Origin of the sequence: Hypericibacter sp. (genome assembly GCF_050729195.1) — a bacterium.
Taxonomy (GTDB): Bacteria; Pseudomonadota; Alphaproteobacteria; order Dongiales; family Dongiaceae; genus Hypericibacter.
Genome location: NZ_JBOHKS010000286.1, coordinates 1 through 14,834, shown reverse-complemented (window position 1 = coordinate 14,834; position 14,834 = coordinate 1). Strand labels below are relative to the sequence as shown.

Annotated in this window: 14 protein-coding genes; 1 reads left to right on the top strand and 13 read right to left on the bottom strand. The window is 64.5% G+C overall.

Features of this window, described 5'->3' with window-relative positions; translation table 11 throughout:
• Positions 1-35 precede the first annotated feature (35 nt).
• The 13 genes from ACREE8_RS23560 to ACREE8_RS23500 form a co-directional block, all read right to left on the bottom strand.
• The gene (locus tag ACREE8_RS23560) at positions 36-914 is read right to left on the bottom strand and encodes a carbohydrate ABC transporter permease (RefSeq protein ID WP_431575462.1); all 879 of its coding nucleotides are present in this window, start codon (positions 912-914) and stop codon (positions 36-38) included.
• A complete protein-coding gene (locus tag ACREE8_RS23555; protein ID WP_431575461.1) occupies positions 911-1,777 on the bottom strand; it encodes a carbohydrate ABC transporter permease in 867 nt (288 codons plus the stop codon). Before ACREE8_RS23555 ends, ACREE8_RS23560 begins: the two co-directional genes overlap by 4 nt.
• A gap of 176 nt (positions 1,778-1,953) precedes the next feature.
• Entirely contained in the window at positions 1,954-3,324 is a 1,371-nt protein-coding gene (locus ACREE8_RS23550; RefSeq protein WP_431575460.1) for an extracellular solute-binding protein, read from the bottom strand.
• Between the two features lie 282 nt (positions 3,325-3,606).
• The gene (locus ACREE8_RS23545) at positions 3,607-4,650 is read right to left on the bottom strand and encodes an iron-containing alcohol dehydrogenase (RefSeq protein ID WP_431575459.1); all 1,044 of its coding nucleotides are present in this window, start codon (positions 4,648-4,650) and stop codon (positions 3,607-3,609) included.
• Positions 4,651-4,720: 70 nt separating this feature from the next.
• Entirely contained in the window at positions 4,721-5,470 is a 750-nt protein-coding gene (locus tag ACREE8_RS23540; RefSeq protein ID WP_431575458.1) for a GntR family transcriptional regulator, read from the bottom strand.
• Between the two features lie 87 nt (positions 5,471-5,557).
• Complete coding sequence (locus tag ACREE8_RS23535; RefSeq protein ID WP_431575457.1) at positions 5,558-6,286, bottom strand: glucosamine-6-phosphate deaminase; 729 nt, start codon at positions 6,284-6,286, stop codon at positions 5,558-5,560.
• 44 nt (positions 6,287-6,330) lie between these two features.
• The gene (locus ACREE8_RS23530; protein WP_431575456.1) at positions 6,331-7,818 is read right to left on the bottom strand and encodes a xylulokinase; all 1,488 of its coding nucleotides are present in this window, start codon (positions 7,816-7,818) and stop codon (positions 6,331-6,333) included.
• A gap of 33 nt (positions 7,819-7,851) precedes the next feature.
• Positions 7,852-9,195 (bottom strand): aspartate aminotransferase family protein, encoded by a 1,344-nt coding sequence (locus tag ACREE8_RS23525; RefSeq protein ID WP_431575455.1) that lies wholly within the window; start codon positions 9,193-9,195, stop codon positions 7,852-7,854.
• A gap of 215 nt (positions 9,196-9,410) precedes the next feature.
• Complete coding sequence (locus ACREE8_RS23520) at positions 9,411-10,520, bottom strand: TRAP transporter substrate-binding protein (RefSeq protein WP_431575454.1); 1,110 nt, start codon at positions 10,518-10,520, stop codon at positions 9,411-9,413.
• 230 nt (positions 10,521-10,750) lie between these two features.
• The gene (locus ACREE8_RS23515) at positions 10,751-11,497 is read right to left on the bottom strand and encodes a hypothetical protein (protein WP_431575453.1); all 747 of its coding nucleotides are present in this window, start codon (positions 11,495-11,497) and stop codon (positions 10,751-10,753) included.
• A 211-nt stretch (positions 11,498-11,708) separates the two neighbouring features.
• Positions 11,709-12,416 carry a FecR family protein gene (locus ACREE8_RS23510; protein ID WP_431575452.1) on the bottom strand — a complete coding sequence of 236 codons (708 nt, stop codon included), beginning with the start codon at positions 12,414-12,416 and terminating at the stop codon, positions 11,709-11,711.
• Positions 12,417-12,717: 301 nt separating this feature from the next.
• Positions 12,718-13,044, bottom strand: a complete 327-nt coding sequence (locus ACREE8_RS23505) for a DMT family protein (RefSeq protein ID WP_151179344.1) — start codon at positions 13,042-13,044, stop codon at positions 12,718-12,720.
• Positions 13,045-13,174: 130 nt separating this feature from the next.
• Positions 13,175-13,366, bottom strand: coding sequence for a hypothetical protein (locus ACREE8_RS23500; RefSeq protein ID WP_431575451.1), 192 nt, complete (start codon positions 13,364-13,366; stop codon positions 13,175-13,177).
• 211 nt (positions 13,367-13,577) lie between these two features.
• Between ACREE8_RS23500 and ACREE8_RS23495 the strand changes: the two genes are divergently transcribed.
• On the top strand, positions 13,578-14,834 hold a 1,257-nt coding region (locus ACREE8_RS23495; protein ID WP_431575450.1), incomplete at its 3' end, for a phytoene desaturase family protein.

The window sequence follows — 14,834 nt, the reverse complement described above, 5'->3', positions numbered from 1 at the left end:
GTCGCATTGTCGGCCGCCGATCCCGAGACGGTCGATCAGCCCTTCACTGCGCCAAGAGTGAGCCCCTTGACGATATATTTCTGGGCAAACAGGAAAAACAGAAACTGCGGCACCAGCGACACGATCGCCGCCGCGGCCATGACCGGCCAATCGAACGTCCCATATCCCTTGAAGTTTGCGATCGTGGTCGCGACCATCGGCGTCTCGTTGTAGGTGAGCGCCAGCGGCAGCAGCAGGTTGGTCCAGACGCCGATGAAGGACAGGACGGCGGCCGCAACGATCCCCGGCCGAATCGTCGGCACGATCACGAACCACAGGACCTGCCATTTCGACGCGCCGTCGAGGAGCGCCGCCTCGTCGAGCTCGACCGGGACCTCCGACACGAATTGCCGGATCAGCCAGGCGCTGTAGGGCATGTTGAAGATCTGGAAGGCCAGGATGATGCCGATCTGCGTGTCGAACAGCGCGGTCTTCTGATAGATCGCATAGAGCGGCAGCATGAACAGGATTTCGGGCAGCATCCGGATGATCATGATCCCGACCTCGAAGGCCGAGAGCCAGCTTCGGCGGTAGCGCGCCAGCACATAGCCGGCCGGGATCGACAGCGCCAAGGTGAGAGCGACCGAGAAGACCGACACCGACGTCGTCACCAGGAACGATTTGCCGAAGTCGTTGGACTGCCAGGCCGTCACGAAATTGTGCCATTGCGGCACGAAATTCCAGACCGGCGGCAAGGCCATGGCTTCGCGCTGCGTCTTGAGCGCGGTCAGTCCGATCCAGACGACCGGCGCCAGGAAGATCACGGAAATCGCCGCCAGGGCGACGAAGGACGCGAGCTGGCTGAGGTTGCCGCGGCTCGCGAGGTTGCGGCGTCTTCCCCTTGCGCGTCGCTGCGTTGGCGCCGTTGCCGTCACGGTTCCCTCCGCATGAAGAGCAGATAGATCCCCGAGACCAGCCCGACCATGATCGCGAACAGGGTCGCCGCCGCCGAGGCGTAACCCATGTTGAAGAATCCGCCGATGCCTTGCTTGAAGATGTAGAGCTGGGCGACGTCGGTTGCCCGCGACGGCCCGCCCTTGGTGATCGCCCAGGCCAGCGCGAACACGCGCAAGGCGTCGATGGTGCGGAACACCAGCGCCACGAGGATGAAGGGCTTCAATGCCGGCAGCGTGATATGGACCAGCATCTTCCAGCCGCCAGCGCCGTCGATCGAGGCCATGTCGACGCGGTCCTGGGGAATGCTGGTCAGGCCGGCCAGCAGAATGAGGATGATGTTCCCAGTCTGCCACCAGGTATCGACCATCACCAGCGTCAGGATCACGAGATTGGGGTTGCCGACCCAGTTCGGCCCCGGCAGGCCGAAAAGGCCGATGAAATAGTTGAAGCTGCCCAGGGTCGGATCGAGCAGCGTCGAGAAGATCACCGCCGCGACGATATCCGAGACCATCAGCGGGAAGACCACGGCGGAGCGGAAGAACCAGGATCCCCTGACGTTATGATGCAGGAGCAGCGCGATCCCGAGGCCGACGACCAGCTCGACGGCGACCGAGACGACGGCGAAATAGACGGTGACCTTGATCGAGTTCCAGAACTCGGGGCTGCGGAGCAGCCGGACATAGTTGTCGAGGCCGATGAAGCTCCAATTGTCGGCCTGACCCAGCGACCAGTTCCATTGGTGGAAGCCCGCCCAGACGCCGAAGCCTACGGGAAAGGCGGCGACAGCGAGCAGGACGACAGCCGAGGGCAATATGAAGGTGACCGGTACGCGACGCTTCATCGGTCGGGCTGCATCCTCTAGGCACCTCTGGAGGCCTTCGGCCGATCAGATATTCGATTGACGCGCGGGATGCGATCCGGCGGCCGGATCGCGTTCCCCGGAAGGCCGTCCAGCCGGGCTGCGGAAACGATCCGCGAGACCCGGCTGGAACAAACCGCAGTAAAGAGTCGTCGTCCCTAGGGCTTGTAGAGCCCTGCCTGCTTGACGATCTCCGTCGCCTGATCCTGCAGCTTCTGCATTGCCTCGTCCACCGGCGTACCTCCGTAGATCGCCTGCAAGGCATCCAGCATATTCTGAACGACTTGATCGGCGGAGGTCAGATACATGATCGACGGCTGGGCGATCGCCAGCGATTGACCCACCGCGTTGCCAAAGCCCTCCGGCAATTTCGCCTGATAGTCCGCGCTGTTCCAGGTGGATTGCCGCGAGGAGGCCAGCGTCTTCAGGCTGACCTGCTCCGTCACGTAGGGGCTGGTCGCCCATTCGAGGAACAGCCAGGCCGCGTCCTTCTTGGCCGACTTTTCCGGAATGCTCAGGCCCCAGGACCACATCGCCGTATGCGCGCCATCGGGCGACGCGGCCGGGAGAGCCTTGAAGCCGACCTTGTCGGCGACCGTCGACTGGGCGGGATCGAGGAAGATCGAGGCGAACAGGCTGGCGTCCGGCCCGAAGGTCGCCGCCTTGCCCTGCGCGAACTGCGTCGTCGCCTCATACCAGTCGAACGAGGTGACGCCCGGCGCCGAGAGCTTCATCAGATCGGCCCAGAGCTTGAAGCCCTCCTTCACCTTCGGATCGGTGAAGCGCGGCGCCCATTTCTCGTCGAAATAGACGAAGCGGTCCTTGAGATAGGGCGTGTTGCCCCAGGCATTCGCGACCATGCCGTTGAGCTCGTCCAGGATGCCCAATCCGCCGCCGCGCAGGCTGGCGGGATAAACGCCGTCCGGCAGCTTCAGCTTGTGCAGCGCGTCCATCCATTGCGCCATAGTCGTGATGGAATCGACGTCGATGCCGCTCTCCTTGAAGAGGTCCTTCCGATAGAAGAACATATAGACCTCGGTCGACATCGGGATGCCGTAGACCTTCGAGCTGCTCGGATCGGGCAGATGGAAGGCCGCCGCCGCTGCCTTGGAGATGTCGTCATACTTGTACCAGGCGGGGTCGGTGAGCTTGGGGTTGTCGAGCAGCGGATTCATCTGGGCGAGCCAGTTGTTCGAATAGGCCGTGTAGCCGTTGATGCCCATCGACAGGAAGAACACGTCGAAGGGCGGCTTGCTGGAGGCGAGGCCCAGCGACGACTTGTTCCAGTAGGCGTCTTCCGCCGCCGTGGTCAGATTGAGTTTGATCCCGGTCAGCTTCTCGAATTCGGGCAGCAGCGGCGTGATCGCATCCGTCCAGGGATGCTTGACGAAGAAGAGCTCGAGCGACTGGCCCTTGAATTGCTGCCAATCGATCTTGGCCTTGTCGGGGGCGTCCGCTGCCAGTGCCGGGCCTATCATCAATGCCGCAGCGGCAGCCAAGCCCATCAAAAACGTTCGCAGCTTTCCCATGGCTTCAGTCTCCCTGTTGAAGTTCTTCGTGACTTCCAAGCTGGCGCCCGCGCCGAGTGAGTTGCCGTCCCCCTCAGTTAGCGCGCGACCGCTTCAATCTGGCCATAGGTGAAATCACAAGCGAGGGGCCGGCGGATTGCTCCACCGGCCCGTTCGAATTTCACCGCATTCAATATATGATTATAATGATATGGCGAGTGTCAAGCCGCCGTCGGGATGGCCGGCCCGCGCCACCCGATCATCGGCGTCCCCGGCCGCACGACGGCAGCGTTCCCCGTGGGCTTATTTTCCGCGCCACGGCCCATAGACGGCCTCGATCCCGGCGCGCAACGAATCCACGAAATCCTTTTTGATCTCAACATCGTGCGCGATCGAGTGCCAGAGGCCGTTGCGCCGGACATAGTCGCGCATGCCGTAGAGGGCCTTCGCGACATCGTCCCAGGTGACGCCCATGGCCTCGGGCCGGATGTCGAGCCCGACTTCGTGGATGGCCTTCAGCATCTCGTCGGCGCGACTCTTATGCAGCAGGGCTCCGATATAGACGCCGAGGCAGACGGGCTGGCCGTGCAGGAACTTCCGGCCGGTCTCATATTCGAGCGCGTAGAAGAAGAAGTGGTCGACGCCTTCGATATGCCGCGGGTTCCAGCCATTGCCATGGAACGAGGTGCCCCATCGCAGGCCGTTGATCAGGACCTGGATCCCTTTGTCCGTGAGATCGCGGATCTCCTTCGTGTTACGCAGCACCTGCTCGACATTGTCGAGCGAGCGATTGGCCACTTCCTCGTCATAAGGCCATTTCGCTTCGCATTTCCCGACCGACGAGGCATAGCGCCAGTCCAGCACGCCGGTGAAATTGCAGAGAATGTCGCCGATGCCGGAATAGTTCAGCTGGCGCGGCGCGGCGCGGATCACATCATAGTCGATATAGACCGCCTGCGGCACGGACCAGCCGATATAGCGCACGACGCCATCGATTCTGACGCCGCAGCGCTGGCCCCAGGCCGCGTTCATGCTGAGTGCGGTCTGGACCTGGAACAGCGGCAGCCGCTTCTTCCAGGAGAAGTATTTCGCGGTATCGATCGCCATGCCGCCGCCCAGCCCGACCACGGCTTCGACCGGCGGCAGCTTGGCGAGATCCGCCAGGAGCGCCTTCTCGTCGACCGAATGGACGAAATAGCGGTGGAACTCGGCGCCTTCGAGCCGACCCTCGAAGATCGGCCACATATCTTCCATGGTGACCAGCAGGAACGGCCGATGAACGAAGTTCTTCAGCTCCCCGATGAGATTGCGGCCAAGGATCGTCTGGAAGTCATGCGCGAACTGCATCGTCTGTTCCCCACCCTTCACGTCTCGATTTGAACTCTGCAACAAGCCTTCGCGGTCTTCGCCGGGTTTCTCAGGACTCCGCCAGCTCTACCGCCGCCATCGTCGAGGCCGGCGCCGTGCTCAGCCGGAAAGCGAAGCCCTTGGCGTCGAACACGATGCGAAAGCTGTCGATCGGGATGCGCCGCGCCGAATAGCTGATGCCGGAGATCTGGACCACCCAGTCGCTTTTCGGCTGGGCCAGCAGCTTCTTGTCCAGGCTGTTGGGGCGCCGGCAGACAAGCGACTGCTCTTCGCGCACCTCGCGCAGACCGTAGGCCGCCTCCAGGGTCGCGTAGAGGGAACGCTTCGGATCGGACTCGAAATAAGCGCCGAGATCGGGTGCCAGAATCATCGGGATCACCGAGACCTCATGGATCATCGGCCGGCCGTTGAGCAGACGAAGGCGGGACACCTCCCAGATCGAGGCCCCCTTCGCGATGGCGAGGCGGCCCGATTCATCGGCCGATGCGTCGCGCCGCACCAGGCCCAGCAGCCGCGTCTCCAGCGAGGAGCTGGAATCCAGGCTTAGCCCGTTGCGCAATCCACCCAGGCGCGTGGTTTCCGCACTGACGCGCGAGCGGTTCAGGAACGTTCCCCGGCCTTGCTCGCGCCGGACGATTCCCTGCGCGGCCAGTTCGGCCAGGGCGCGGCGGACCGTCACCATGCTCACGCCGGCCATCGCCACCAGCTCCGGTTCCGTGGGAAGCTTCGCGCCCTCTTCGAGCTTCTTCTCCTCGATATATTGCAGGATGAACGAGATGGTCCGCTCATAGAGAGACATGACGGGCTCCGCCCAGAGGGGAGTGGGTGCCGGCGGGGTTCCGGGCAGATCTGTGCTTCGACCGGTTCGTCCGCTTCGTCAAGGTCATTATGCGCCACCGCGGCCGGACGGGGCCGAAGGCGCGCCAGCCGCGCGCGCCGGATCGAGCGCGCGATCCGCCAATATGACGAGCCGGGGATGGTCGAGGATCGCGGTGATGGGCCAGTTCCTGTCGGGCTTGGATCGCAGCATCGCCGCGATCGCCTCGGCCTTGCCCGATCCGGAGATCAGCAACAGGATCGCCCGGGCCTCCCGAAGCGTCCGCAACCCCATGGTGAGCGCACGGCGCGGAACATCGGCCTCACGGGCAAAGGAGGATTGCTGCCCGCGCCTCGTATCCTCCGTCAGGACCACCTCCCGCGTCACGGCGTTCCAGTCGCTGCCGGGCTCGTTGAAAGCGATATGCCCGTTGCTCCCGAGTCCGAGAATGGCGAGATCGAGCCCTCCGGCTTGCGCGATCGCCTGATCGAAGCGCCGGCACTCCGCGGGCAGGTCCGGGGCGGTGCCGTCCAGCAGCCGCAGCCGAGCCGGGTTCACGCCCAAAGGGCGAAAGACATGCCGCCAAAGAAAGGCCCCGTAGCTCTGTGGATCCTCGGGCGATAAACCGATGAACTCATCCAGATTGAAGAACCGTGCCAGCGGGCAGGAGAACTGGCCCTTCTCATGCAGCTCGGCCAGCCGCCGATAGAGACCGATCGGCGTATTCCCTGTCGGCAGGGCGATCGCGGCATCGGGCTTCTGCGCGAGCAGCGCCACCACATGCCGCGCGGCGGCCATGGCAATCTCCCCCGGACCCTCCATCCAGCTCAACGGCACGGGCGTCACCTGACTTCGGATCCGTCGGAGGGCGCTTCGGCGATCCGAGGGAACAGCCCCAGATAGCGCCGATAGAGGCGATCATAGGCAGACGCGGCCGGACCCGGTTCGGCGCGCGCCGCCGTTTGCGCCGTCGTCGTGGCAAGGCTGCCGGCGTCATTGCCGAATCCAAGCAGGGCGGCACCGATCGCGGAAGGCGAGCGATGGGTGAAGCACCGCACCGGCCGGTCCAGCACATCGGCCAGCATGCGCATCAGGCCGGGGTTCTCCGCTGCGTGGCCGGAGAGGACGATGGCTCCGCTGCGATCCGACCCCGCCGGTGACGAATCCGACAAGACGTCGAGGCAGCGCCGGATCTCGAAATACACGCCCTCGAGAAAGGCGCGGGCGATGTCGGCGGGATCATGCTGCAGGGTGAGGCCGTGGAGCACGCCGCGCAGCGCCGGATTCCACAATGCCCCCTGCTCGCCGCCGGCGAGGTAGGGCGAGAAGCAGAGGCCGTTCGCGCCGGGCGGAGAGCGCTGGGCCCGCACCTCGAACTGTTCGGCGTTCCAGCCCAGCAGGCCGCAGAGCCAGCGGAAGCCGGTGCCGGTCGACAACAGATCCATCTCGCGCCCGTACCAGCCCTCCAGCGCGTGTGGCGTGAGGAGATAGCGCGCTTCGGGATCGAGCAGGGCCTCGCGGCCCGTGGCGATGACGATGGTGCTGGAGCCCATCACGATGCTCACCGAGCCTTCCGCCAACCCGCCCATGGCGAGCGCGCCCGCGACCGAATCCGCCGCGCCTACAAAAACGGGCAATCCTTCCGGCAATCCCAGCAGCCGTGATCCAGCGGCATTCAACGGGCCGGCGATGGTGTTGGCGGGAGCGATCTCCGGCAGAAATTGCGGGTCGAGTTCCCAGAAGGCGCAAAGCGCCGGATCCCAGCGCTTGTCGGCGATCCCATAGACGCCATAGCCCGCGGCCGTCGAGGGATCGGTCACCGCCCGGCCGGTCAGGGCGAAGCAGAGAAAATCCTTGGCGGACAGAATCCGCCGTACAACGGATCGCCGCGCCTGCCAATGGAATTGGAACATCGGTGCCAGATAACGCCCATCGATCGGCATTCCCGTCTGGCGATAGAAATGCCGGCGCCGGTCCCGATCCAGACGTTCTGTCGCCCATTGGTCGGCGCGGCTGTCGGTCCAGGCGATCGCACGTCCGAGCGCGCCGTTCTCGCCGAGGCAGACCAGGGTCGGCAATTGTCCGGTGAGGCCGATCGATGCCAGCTTTGCCGGCCAGGCCGGGCCCAGCTGACTGCCGATATTGCCGACGGCGGTCGCCGCGGCCTGCAGCCAGTGGCTCGGTTCCTGTTCCGCCTGTCCGGGTAGATCGGCGTGAGTGGGGTAGGGGGAATCGCTCGAGGCCACGGCGGTGCCGGCGTCATCGATCGCCACGGCCTTGATGGCGGACGTCCCGAGATCGATGCCGAGACGAAGGGCGGAGCGCGTCACACGGCACTCCCGCCGCCCGTGGGGCCGGCCATGCTATCGGTTCCGGATTGCGCGCGCGGTTTCCCCGGCCGCTGCCAAGGTCCGATCCACATCGTCTTCGCTGTGGGCAAAGGAGACGAACAGGTTTTCATAGGCTCCCGGATGGAACAGGACGCCACGATCGAGCATCCCTTCCCACCATATCCGGAAGAGCTCGTGGTTGGCATGGCGTGCCGCGTCGCGGTAGTTGCGAATCTCGTGATCGGAGAACCAGACCTGGAAGACGGGCCCGACACCCACGACATGGGCGGCGATCTTCGCCTCGTCGAACACGCGTACCAGGCCGAGCCGCAGCCGGTCGGAAACCTTGTAGAGGCGCTCGAACATGCCGGGCGCGCCGAGCTCTTTCAAAGCGGCCGTGGCCGCGGTGACGGCGATCACATTGGCGGCATAGGTGCCGGCCATCGAGACGGTGCCGTCGGCGACGAGCGCCATGATGTCCTTGCGCCCGCCCATGGCGGCAACCGGGAAGCCGCCGCCGAGGCCTTTGGCAAAGGTCGAAAGGTCGGGCGTAACGCCGTAATGCGCCTGGGCGCCGCCAAGGGCCAGCCGGAATCCGGTGATCACCTCGTCGAAGATCAGCACGACGCCATGCTTGCGCGTGATCTCGCGCATCGCTTCGAGATAGCCGGGCTCGGGCAGGATGCATCCGGTGTTGCACATCACCGGCTCGGTCAAGACCGCCGCGATCTCGTGGCCCTGGCGCTCGATCACCTCGCGCAGCAGTGCCGGATCGTTCCAGGGCAGGATGATCAAGGAGCCGTCGATGCCCGGCGGTAGGCCCGGCCCTTGGGGGACGGCCACCGGCGCCCGATCGGAGCCGGCGACATTCAGGCCCGGATGCTTGCTCCAGTAAACGCCATCCGAGAAGCCGTGATACATGCCCTCGAAACGGATGATCTTGTTGCGGCCGGTGAAGGCGCGGGCCAGCCGCACGGCATAGAGCACGGCCTCCGTCCCGGTGTTGCAGAGGCGGACCTGCTCCAGGCTGGGCACCGCCGCGATCATGCTCTGGGTGAGGCCGATCTCGGCGGCGGCCGGCAGCGCAAACACGGTGCCCTGCTCGCGGATCGCTTTCACGACCGCTTCCGTGACCTTGGGCGGGCGATGCCCCAGGATCATGGGCCCGAGCCCGAGCATATAGTCGATATACGCGTTGCCATCGACATCGCGCAGATGCGAACCCTCGCCGCCCTCGACGAACAAGGGATGAGGATCCCACCCGGACCAGGTCGCCCGGGCCGTGCTGTTGACGCCGCTCGGAATGACCTCGCGGGCGGCTGCAAAGAGCGCCCGGCTCTTCGCGTAGCGTGCCGCATTCTGGTAAATCGCGCCCAATTCCTGTCTCTTTCGCTCGTCGGCCAGAGGCGATGCCCGGTGGCTCGCCCATTACGGCCAGATCATAATATCATTATAATGAATTGGCAAGAAAGCACCGGTACCGCCCCGCCTGCGTCCGGGGCCGGATCGCCACCGCCGTTCCGGCAAAAACAAACGCGGCCGTCGTCCCTTGCCGGGTCGACGGCCGCGCTCGATCGAGCCTTGGGGGCAGATCAGGTCTTCTGCGCCGACTTCGTGTAGACGAAATTGTCGAAGCTGTTCTCCGCCACGCGGAACCAGAGATACTGCTCCTCGCGGAACGGCTTCCAGGCTTCGTAGATGGTTTTGAATTTCGGGTTGGTGGCGGCCGTCTCGTCATAGACCTCGAAGGCGGCCTTGTAGGCCGCTTCCATGATCTCCTTTGAGAAGGGCTTCAGCTTGGTGCCGCCTTGGACCAGCCGGCGCAGGGCCGGCATGTTCTGCGCGTCGTATTTCGCCAGCATCAGCCCGTTGGCTTCGCCGCAGGCCGCTTCCAGGATCGCCTGGTAGGTCTTGGGCAGGCTGTCCCACTGGGCCTGGTTCACATAGACCGAGAGCTGCGGGCCGCCCTCCCACCAGCCGGGGTAGTAGTAGAACGGCGCCACCTTGTTGAAGCCGAGCTTCTCGTCGTCATAGGGCCCGACCCATTCGGCGGCGTCGATGGTGCCCTTCTCCAGCGCCGGATAGATGTCGCCGCCGGGAATCTGCTGCGGCACCACGCCGAGTTTGGTCAGCACCTTGCCGGCGAAGCCGCCGACGCGGAATTTGAGGCCGTTCAGATCCTCGACGGTCTTGATCTCCTTGCGGAACCAGCCGCCCATCTGCGCGCCGGTGTTGCCGCAGGGGATCTGATAGATGTTGTAGTCCTTGAAGAAGTCGCGCATCAGCTGAAGCCCGCCGCCGTAATACATCCAGGCGTTCTGCTGGCGCGCATTGAGGCCGAAGGGGATCGCCGTATCGAAGGCGAAGGTCGGGTCCTTGCCGACATAATAGTAGCTGGCGGAATGACCGATCTCGACCGTGCCGTTCTGAACCGCGTCGAGCACCTGGAAGCCCGGCACGATCTCGCCCGCGGCAAAGACGCGGATCTGGAATTTGCCGTCGGTTGCCCCGGCGACGCGGTTCGACACGGTTTCGGCGGCGCCGAAGATCGTGTCGAGGCTCTTGGGAAAGCTGGAGGCCAGACGCCATTTGATCTCGGGGGCCGCGGTATCGGCGATGGCCGGCGCGGCGATCTGCGTGGCGGCGACGGGCGCCGCGGCAAGGCCCACCGCGGCGGAAGTCAGGAATTTGCGACGCTTCATATGGTTTCGTCTCCCTGATGGACGGCGAAGTTCGATCGGTTGCGATTCCGGTGTCGAGGCCGTTTTGTTTTTTCGAGGTCCGAAGCACGCCCATGGGACGGGCGGCGGCGCCTCATTTTTGTGCGCCCGAGACTAGCAGCCCGCGCTCCCGAGCGGCAACGCCGGAAGCCGGCGTTGCCGGCATCGTCCGTATGGCGACTCGGGGAGCGGCCTGCCGACTCCAATCCGACTCAGTCGGCGTCCTCGATGAACATCGCCACCGACCGGAAGCGTTCCGGCACCGTGACCCGATAGCGGCGATGCTGGTTGATCTGCTGCAGGATCCCGGCGATGTCGGCGCTGCGCCCATGGATGACCTTCACCGGCCCGCAAGTCACCTGAGGGAAGGGCAGCCGGTAGTTATATTCGTTGGAAAGCGTCGCGAGCTTGAGGCCGCTCTTGTAGATCGTCTCGCGGAAGGAGAGCTGGTCCCAGGTCCAGGGTTTGAGCCGCCCGGCAAGCTGCTTTTCGTAGAGATCGACCCAGCCCTTGAGCGCCGTCAGTACGCCGGGATCGGCGCGATAGGCGACAACGCCGGTGTTGTACTCGGGAAAACAGGTCGGGACCCCGCCGAGAAAGATTTCCTGTTCCTTGAAGCGGAAGGTGGAGAGGCGCAAGGGAGCGTGGGCCGCCGCAATGTCGAAGGCGTCCAGGAGATCGAAGAGCTCCTCGAACGGCTGCGCAACGAAGGTATCGGAATCGAGAAACACCGTGCGCCGGAAGGGTGTGAGCCCCAGCGAGCGGACCTTGGCCAGCAGCGGATATTCTCCGCCCGGAATGGTGATGGTGCGGTCGAAGGGTGCTGGCGCCTTCGCCTCGTCGGTGACCAGCGCGATCGGCACCTTCGGCATCAGCTTCCTGGCGGATTGGGCCGACGCAACCGCCTCCGCGACATACTTCGCGCCGGTCGCGAAATAGAGAATCCCCCGCTCGTCCACCCTGATATCCCCCTGCCGATCCCTTGGGGATGCGGTCTGCCGCCGGCCCCACCGCGTCTCGATTCGCTATTCCCCAACCCCGCTTCAAGGTAGCCGCCGGCGACGTCCGGCTCAATGCACGGGCGCGCCGTTGCCGGATCGACGAGAAAGGGCGCCTGCGGCGGTCAGCCGGAGGCGCCCTTCGGGCCGATGCCCTCGTCCAGACCGCGGGCTAGTTGCCGCTGCGGCTCTCATGATGTTTATCGGTGTTGCCCGCCCCGGGCGACGTATCGGGGCCACCGGGCGCCGCCGGCGTGTAAGGCCCGACCGTGGTCTTTTCTGCGCAGTTGTTCGGAATCTTGAGCACACGGCCCGCCGACACGATCTGTTCCGGGCGATCGCAGGCAAGCGCCGCGATCGCGCCCTTCAGCACGCTCACCGTTGTGGTGCCGTCATAGTCCACCTTGATGAGCAGGTCGGTGCCGCGAATCGACAGGGTGGCGACCGGCGTCGTCAGGCTGACGCCTTCCTTCCTCGTATTCTCGCCGGTGATGAAGCGGAACACGCCGCGATTGAACTTGATCGCGGCGGAAGTGAGCGTCTGGTTCGGATCGTAGACGAATTCGTCCAGCGTCACGTCCGAGGCCTGGCCGACCTCGAGCTTGGTGCCGTCGAGGAATTGCAGCGAGGTCGTTCCCCAGGGCGGCGTCGTCACTTGCTCCTGCGAGTACACCGCGTCCTGATACTTCAGCGGGTTCTCGCTCGCGGAGACCTTGCCCAACGCGCCCTTGTATTCTTCCTGGGTGACGCCACCGATCGTCAGCGCATCGGCCTTGGCAACGTTCGCTCCGGCCGCGATCCCCAGCATCACGGCACCGCACAGCATCAGCGTCCGCCGATGCAAGCTCGCGCTTGCAGACTTGTCTTTGAAAACTCGCATTTGAGTTAGCTCCCCAATTTACCGCCCGGATGATTTGTCGGCGGTTCCCCGAAGTTTCAAGCCCTATCGCCACGCTATCTCTTCACAACGGCGGCATTTTCGAGGCTTCGCGAAGGATGGCGAGCCTTACTTATTTTCCTAAGATGTTCAAATTACTGCGCTGTAAGGAACGGACCGACGAGATCCGTTTTCTCGGCCCGCCGCAAAAATGCCCTATGTGTTTAGAGGCGTCGCCTTCGCCCGCATCATCCTCTATGTCGACTGTTTCGCCGCGGAAACATTGGAAACACCCATCGGGCCTTCAGCCCTTGAACATGAAGAAGGCCGCGGCGACGAGGCAGACGAAGCCGGCCGCATGATTCCAGCGCAGGCTCTCGCCCAGATAGAGCACCGAGAATCCGGCGAACACCACGAGGGTGATGATCTCCTGGATGGTCTTGAGCTGTGCGCCGTTGAACTCCCCATAGCCGAGCCGGTTGGCCGGCACCTGCAGGCAGTATTCGAAGAAGGCGATGCCCCAGCTCGCGAGGATCGCCATCCAGAGCGGCGAGTTCGTGTATTTGAGATGCCCATACCAGGCGAAGGTCATGAAGATGTTGGAGCCGATCAGCAGCAATATGGTCCACATGGGAAGTTCCGTTGCAGGGGAAGCTGAGAAAGGGGCTGCATCGCGGATTGCTGCAGCGCCCGGGTCTCGTCTGCGGCAATCGCGGACCTGTTTGGGGTGACGATCCCCGCGGGGTCCCCGGGGGCCGGCGTCACATCGTCGACTGCTGATATTTCCGCATGGCGCGCTCGGCCAGGAGCGCGACGGCCAAGGTAACCACCACCAGGATCAGCACCTCGCCCGCGATCGATTGCAGGCCGAACAGCCACCACATCAGTTTGAGAACGATATAAGCCGCGATGGCGCCGATGACGCCCGGCACCTGTCGAATGATCGCTGCCATGATGGACCTTGCCCCTCTTTGCTGTCGGGAGGATCGCCAGCTCGCCTGCGGTCGCGCTCCAACCCGGAAGCCAAGGCTATCGTGCCGACCGTCTCAAGGCCAGGGCCGGCGCTCGCTGTCGCCCTGGCCCGATGTCATGATCGGCAAGGGACTGGCAGCCTCGAAATGACCTCCCTAGACTGCCCGCCTCGACAGCGAGGGGGATGACGTAATGGCTTATGACGCGATCGTGGTGGGGGGCGGGCATAACGGCCTGACCGCGGCGGCCTATCTCGGCAAGGCGGGTTTGAAGACCCTGGTGGTAGAGCGCCGTCCCGTTCTCGGTGGTGCCGCGGTGACCGAGGAGTTCCATCCGGGCTATCGCAACTCGGTCGCGTCCTACACGGTCAGCCTGCTGCGGCCGGAGATCGTGGCCGATCTCGACCTGCCGGCCCATGGCTACCAGACCATCCCGCTGAAAGGTCATCTCGATCTCTTCGCCGACGGACGCCCGCTGCTGTCGACCGGCGACGAGACCCACGACCGCGCCGCGGTCGGGCGCTTCTCCAACCGCGATTATGAGGCGATCGAACGATTTGGCGCGGCGGTGCAGCGCGTCGGCGCCGTCATTCGCGAGCAATGGTTCAAGGAGCCGCCGCATCTGGGCGGCGGCTTCCTGGAGCTGCTCTCGATGGTGGGGGCGGGGCGCCAGATCAAGGCGCTCGATCCGGCCGACCGCCATATGCTGGCGCAGCTTTTCACCAGCTCGGCCAACGCCATCGTCGAGCGCTGGTTCGAGAGCGAGCGCATCCGCAATCTCTATGCGGCCCATTGCGTCTCGGGTAATTTCTCGAGCCTCGACCAGCCGGGCTCGGCCATTCCCTTCTTCCATCACGCGCTGGGCGAGTTCGAAGGCAAGCGCGGCGGCTGGGGCATGGCCAAGGGCGGCATGGGCGCCATCACGCAGGCCATGGCCGGTGCGGGCCGTGCTCATGGCGTCGAGTTCAGGACCGCGGCGCCGGTCGAGCGGATCATGGTCGAGAACAAGCGCGCCGTGGGCGTGCGGCTGGAGGGTGGCGAGGAGATTCGCGCCCGCATGGTGCTCTCCAATGCCGATCCCAAGCGCACTTTCCTCAAATTCGTCGGCGCGGAACATCTGCCCGAGGGCTTCGCGCGCGACATTGGCGCCTCACGCTATGGCCATGCCACCATTCGCATGAACCTGGCCCTGTCGGGCACGCCGCGCTTCGCAGAGCTGGAAGGGGCGGAGGCGGCGATCGCGCTGGGGTCTTCGATTACCATCATCCCAGAGCGGGCGGCGATCGAGACGGCCTATCGCAAGGCCAGCCTCGGTGAGATTCCGGACGAGTTCTATATCGACATCCGGATTCCCTCGGCCTCCGACGACAGCCTGGCGCCGCGCGGCCATCATGTGATGAGCCTGATCGCGAAATACTGCCCCTACAAGCTGGCGAACGGGAAAAGCTGG

What these genes read in the sequence shown, in the direction of transcription:
- ACREE8_RS23535 (WP_431575457.1), bottom strand. Translation starts at nt 6,286, where the DNA reads ATGGCCGCCGCGCGGCATGTGGTGGCGCTGCTCGCGCAGAAGCCCGAT.
- ACREE8_RS23550 (WP_431575460.1), bottom strand. Translation starts at nt 3,324, where the DNA reads ATGGGAAAGCTGCGAACGTTTTTGATGGGCTTGGCTGCCGCTGCGGCA.
- ACREE8_RS23510 (WP_431575452.1), bottom strand. Translation starts at nt 12,416, where the DNA reads ATGCGAGTTTTCAAAGACAAGTCTGCAAGCGCGAGCTTGCATCGGCGG.
- ACREE8_RS23555 (WP_431575461.1), bottom strand. Translation starts at nt 1,777, where the DNA reads ATGAAGCGTCGCGTACCGGTCACCTTCATATTGCCCTCGGCTGTCGTC.
- ACREE8_RS23545 (WP_431575459.1), bottom strand. Translation starts at nt 4,650, where the DNA reads ATGCAGTTCGCGCATGACTTCCAGACGATCCTTGGCCGCAATCTCATC.
- ACREE8_RS23505 (WP_151179344.1), bottom strand. Translation starts at nt 13,044, where the DNA reads ATGTGGACCATATTGCTGCTGATCGGCTCCAACATCTTCATGACCTTC.
- ACREE8_RS23520 (WP_431575454.1), bottom strand. Translation starts at nt 10,520, where the DNA reads ATGAAGCGTCGCAAATTCCTGACTTCCGCCGCGGTGGGCCTTGCCGCG.
- ACREE8_RS23540 (WP_431575458.1), bottom strand. Translation starts at nt 5,470, where the DNA reads ATGTCTCTCTATGAGCGGACCATCTCGTTCATCCTGCAATATATCGAG.
- ACREE8_RS23500 (WP_431575451.1), bottom strand. Translation starts at nt 13,366, where the DNA reads ATGGCAGCGATCATTCGACAGGTGCCGGGCGTCATCGGCGCCATCGCG.